This window comes from uncultured Sphingomonas sp. (assembly GCF_964250165.1).
In the GTDB taxonomy this organism is placed as follows: Bacteria; Pseudomonadota; Alphaproteobacteria; order Sphingomonadales; family Sphingomonadaceae; genus Sphingomonas.
Map to the genome: position 1 here is coordinate 1 of NZ_CAXUEK010000127.1, position 4,603 is coordinate 4,603.

Annotated in this window: 4 protein-coding genes; 3 read left to right on the forward strand and 1 reads right to left on the reverse strand. The window is 67.9% G+C overall.

Annotated elements, in window-relative coordinates; translation table 11 throughout:
* The coding region (locus tag ACFE64_RS15165) for a 3-keto-5-aminohexanoate cleavage protein (RefSeq protein WP_375393291.1) at positions 1-452 on the forward strand (452 nt) is incomplete at its 5' end.
* A gap of 28 nt (positions 453-480) precedes the next feature.
* Here ACFE64_RS15165 and ACFE64_RS15170 read toward each other — a convergent pair.
* Complete coding sequence (locus ACFE64_RS15170) at positions 481-1,449, reverse strand: LysR family transcriptional regulator (protein WP_375393292.1); 969 nt, start codon at positions 1,447-1,449, stop codon at positions 481-483.
* A 76-nt stretch (positions 1,450-1,525) separates the two neighbouring features.
* Between ACFE64_RS15170 and ACFE64_RS15175 the strand changes: the two genes are divergently transcribed.
* Together ACFE64_RS15175 and ACFE64_RS15180 are read left to right on the forward strand one after the other, a co-directional pair.
* Positions 1,526-3,790, forward strand: a complete 2,265-nt coding sequence (locus ACFE64_RS15175) for a TonB-dependent receptor (RefSeq protein ID WP_375393293.1) — start codon at positions 1,526-1,528, stop codon at positions 3,788-3,790.
* Positions 3,791-3,827: 37 nt separating this feature from the next.
* Positions 3,828-4,603 (forward strand): fumarylacetoacetate hydrolase family protein (locus ACFE64_RS15180; protein WP_375393294.1); only part of this gene is annotated, 776 nt, incomplete at its 3' end.

The following is a 4,603-nucleotide window of genomic DNA, read 5'->3' on the forward strand; positions in this document are numbered from 1 at the left end:
CCGAGTCCGGCACCAAGTTCGAGCATGAATGCTACGATGTCGGGCATCTCTACAACCTGGCGCACTTCGTCGATGCCGGGCTCGTCACGCCGCCGTTCTTCATCCAGATGATCTTCGGGATCATGGGCGGGATCGGCCCCGATCTGGAGAACCTGACCTTCATGAAGGCGACCGCCGACCGCTTGTTCGGACGCGGTACGTATCAATGGTCCGTCCTGGCGGCGGGGCGGCACCAGATGCCGTTCCTGACCCAGGCGGCGCTGATGGGCGGGAACGTCCGCGTCGGGCTGGAGGACAGCCTGATGATCGCGCGCGGCACGCTCGCCGCGTCGAACGCCGAACAGGTCGCCAAGATCGTCCGCATCCTGCGCGAGATGGGCCATGAGCCCGCCACGCCGGCCGAGGCGCGCGCGATGCTGGGGCTGAAGGGCGGCGACCGGGTATCGTTCTAGGGGATCGCCTGCCAAGCGATCCGTGCCTTCAGATCCCCGCGCCGGCGAAGATGCTGCGCAGCCAGCGGTGCCCGGGGTCGGGCGTGTTGCGCTTGTGCCACCATTGGTAGACGAAGTTCGGCTCGATCGGAAACGGCGCGTCGACCTGGGCGAGCTTGCCGCTGGCGATCAAGTTCTGTGCGCAGACCGCGGGCACCGTGGCGATCAGCTCGGTGTCGCCGATAATCATCGGCAGCACCGTCGCGTGCGGGATCGACAGGCCGATGCGGCGCTTCGCCGCGTCCTCGCCCAGCGCCTCGCGGATCGGGTCGCCCGAGGCGCCCCGCGGCTGCACCAGCACGTGCGGCGCGGCGAGATAGTCCGCGTAGCTGAGGGTCAGTCGTCCGTCCGGGGCCGTGCCGAGCCGCGGATGCGTGCGGCTGAGCAGGACGACGAACGGGCTGGTGTGGATCAGCTCCGACGACAGCGTGTCGGCCAGCCGGATGCGGCCGATCGCGAGATCGGCCATGCCGTTCTCGAGCAGCTCCTCGTAGCCCGCGAGGCCGGACTCGACCACGTTGATGTCGATGCCCGGTGCGCGACGGCGCAGCTCCGACAGCAGGATCGGCAGGAAGGAGATCTCGCCGACATCGGTCATCAGCAGCGTGAAGCGCCGTTCGGAGCGGGCCGGATCGAAATCGACGCCGGCGCTCAGGCCGGCGCGGATCGTCGTCATGCCGCGGTCCACCGCGAGCGCCAGCTGTTCGGCCTTGGGCGTCGGCTCCATGCCGCGCTGCGTGCGCACGAACAGCGGGTCGTCGAACTGGCGGCGTAGCCGGTTCAGCGCATTGCTGACGGCGGGCTGCGACAGGCCGAGATGATCCGCCGCCTTCGAGACGCTGCCATCGCGGTTGATCGCCTCAAAGATGCGCAGCAGGTTGAGGTCGAACGTCCGCAGGTTCACCATAGGAGAGCTTTCGATATATTCCTCGTGAATGTGAAAGCCGATCAGTATCAATTGGTCAACATAATATCCCCCGTCGATGATGCCGCCAACCGCTCGACCCGAGGCGGAATGGAGAGGTGGAAGGGATATGCACATTCGTTCGATGACGCTCGCACGGCTGGTCGCGACGACCGCGCTCGCGGGGATCGCCGTGCCCGCCTGGGCACAGCAGGCGCCCAATAGCACCCCCGCCGAGCAGGGCGTCAGCCCGGCCCAGCCGCGCGGCGCACAGGATTTGCCGGGCAGTCAGTCAGGCCAGCCCGTCGCGGGCGCCGACCAGACCGGCGGCGAAATCATCGTCACCGCGCTGAAGCGCACATCCTCGGTCCAGAACACGCCCGCGACCGTGTCGGTGGTGTCCGCCGAGACGCTGACGCGCTCGGGCATCGCGACGATCGAGCAGCTCGGCACGGTCGTCCCGGGCGTCATCATCCAGCGTCCGCCGAACAACACCGCCAACGCCACCATCCGTGGCCTCGGCACCGCCCCGGGGCCGGTGTCGTTCGAACAGGGCGTGGCGCTGTTCGTCGACGGCGTCTACGCGGCGCGCGGCGCGGATTTCCTCTCCTCGCTGTTCGATGTCGAGCGGATCGAGGTGGTCAAGGGCACCCAGGCCGCGGTGCTCGGCAAGAACACCAGCCTCGGCGCGATCACGCTCCAGACCCGACGGCCCGGCGACCGGCTGGCGGTCGATGGCACCGCGAGCTACGAGTTCAGCCGCAACTCGACGACCTTGTCGGGCGGCATCGACGTACCACTGGGCTCGACCCTGGCGATCCGCGTCGCCGGCCAGTTCCAGGACCTGGGCGGCTACCTCATCAACCGCGTGCAGAAGGCGCCGGCGGAGAGCGACGCGCGTCAGACCAACGAGGGTGCCGGCCGCATCACGGCGGTGTGGAAGCCGACGTCGGGTCTGACCGTCACCGCCAATTACTCGCACGAGTTCCTGCGCAACACGGGCCTGCCGGCGGAGTTCATCGTCGGCAGCCCCGCTGCCGCCGCGCTGTTCGCCGCGGCCGGCTATTCCAGCGTATACGAGACCAATCTCGACAACCACTACGCGACCTACAACGCCAACGGACCGACACGGCTGCGTCAGTGGAGCGACCGCGCGACCGGCACGATCGACTATGACCTCGGCTTCGGCACGATCACCTCCATCACCGGCTATTCGCAGTTCAGGCAGCGCCGCTACATCGACTATGATTATACCCCCGGCGATTACTATGACGACCGCGCCTATATCCGCGGCAGCCAGATCAGCCAGGAGGTTCGCCTGGCGTCGAGCGGCGACGCGGCGTTCCAGTATCTGGTCGGCGGGCTCTACGTGCACAACAAGCTGTATCAGGATCTCGCCGAAAGCGTGCACTATCCGGTCAATCCGCAGGGCGCGTTCCAGGCTTACTTCGATCAGACGACCGACACCTATTCCGCCTTTGCCCAGCCCAGCCTCAGGCTTGGGGAACATCTGACCGTCATCGGCGGCGTCCGCTACACGAGCGAGAAGAAGGCCGTCGACATGCAGCGCCTGCTGGTCGCTCCCGGCAGCTTCACGACCGTCCAGTATCCGCCTTACGCGCTGACGCACCTGTCGCGGACCGAGGGTTCGCTCGACGGCTCGGGAACGGTCCAGTACAAGCCCATGTCGCGGCTGATGCTCTACGCATCCTGGGGCCAGGGCACCAAGGGCGGCGGTTTCTCCGACTTCGCGATCCCCCGCAACGCACCCTATGCGGCGGAGGTCGCGCGGACGATCGAAGCGGGCTTCAAGCTGGAGGGACCGGCGCGCGCGTGGCATCTGAACGCCGCCTATTTCCACACCCGCGTCGAGAACTTTCAGAACAACCTGTTCAACGGCTCGGTGTTCGTGGTGCAGAACCTGCACGTCGCCTCGGACGGCGCCGAACTCGACGCGCTGTGGCAGGCGACGCGAGCGCTGAGCTTCACGCTCGACGGGACCTATGCGCGCGCCCGCAACCTCGACCAGACGCCAGGGCTCGACGACCGCATGCCGCGCTCCCCGCGGCTCGCCGGCAAGGCCGCGTTCTTCTACGACGGGACGCTCAGCGACCGGTTCGGGCTGATCGTCGGCGGCGACGTCACCCACCGTTCGCGCATCTCGCATCAGCTGAACCCGGCGGCGGTGCCGTTCGGCGAGGACTTCACGACGCTCAACGGCAGCATCGGTGTCAAGGATCGCGATCTGGGGGTCGAGCTCTCGCTGATCGGGCGGAACCTGAACAACGCCACGTCGATCTCCTTCGCCTCCGCCGTGCCCAATATTCCCGGTGCCGCCTTCGGCGTGCCGGAGGAAAGCCGGACCGTCATGATCCAGCTGAAGTTCAGCCGCTGATCCATCGCTTCAAACCCGGAGAACCATCGTGAAGTTCATGAGCTACCGGACCGACTCAGGCGCGGGCCTCGCCGTCGACGCCGACGACGAATATCTCGGGGTGGTCGAGGGGCACCCCCGCTATCCGGGCACCTTGCTGTCGCTGGTCCAGGCGGGCGGCGACGCGCTGGCTACCGCCGGCGCGGCGCTGCGCGAGCACGGCCAGCCGGTGGACCCCGCCCAGGTGACGCTGCTGCCGCCGCTGCTGCCGGGCAAGATCCTGTGCGTCGGGCTGAACTATGCCGATCACGCCGCCGAATCGAACATGGCGGTGCCCGAGGTGCCGACCCTGTTCTCGCGCTTCGCCGCATCGCTGGTGGCGCCGGGCGCGCCGATCCGCCTGCCGCGCGTCTCGACCGCGCTCGATTACGAGGGTGAGCTGGCGGTCGTCATCGGCACCGCCGGACGCTACATCGCCAAGGCGGACGCGCTCGACCATGTCGCGGGCTATGCCGCGTTCAACGACGTCAGCCTGCGCGACTACCAGCTGCGCACCCCGCAATGGACGATCGGCAAGAATTTCGACGGCACCGGCCCGTTCGGGCCGGTGATGGTCACCGCCGACGCGCTGCCGCCGGGCGCCTCGGGCCTCAGGATCGAGACCCGGCTCGACGGCGAGGTCATGCAGAAATCCACGACCGACCAGCTGATCTTCGACGTGGCGACGCTGATCGCCACGATCAGCGAGGCGATGGCGCTGGAGCCGGGCGACGTCATCATCACCGGTACGCCGGCCGGCGTCGGCGGCGCGCGCAAGCCGCAGCGCTTCATGCG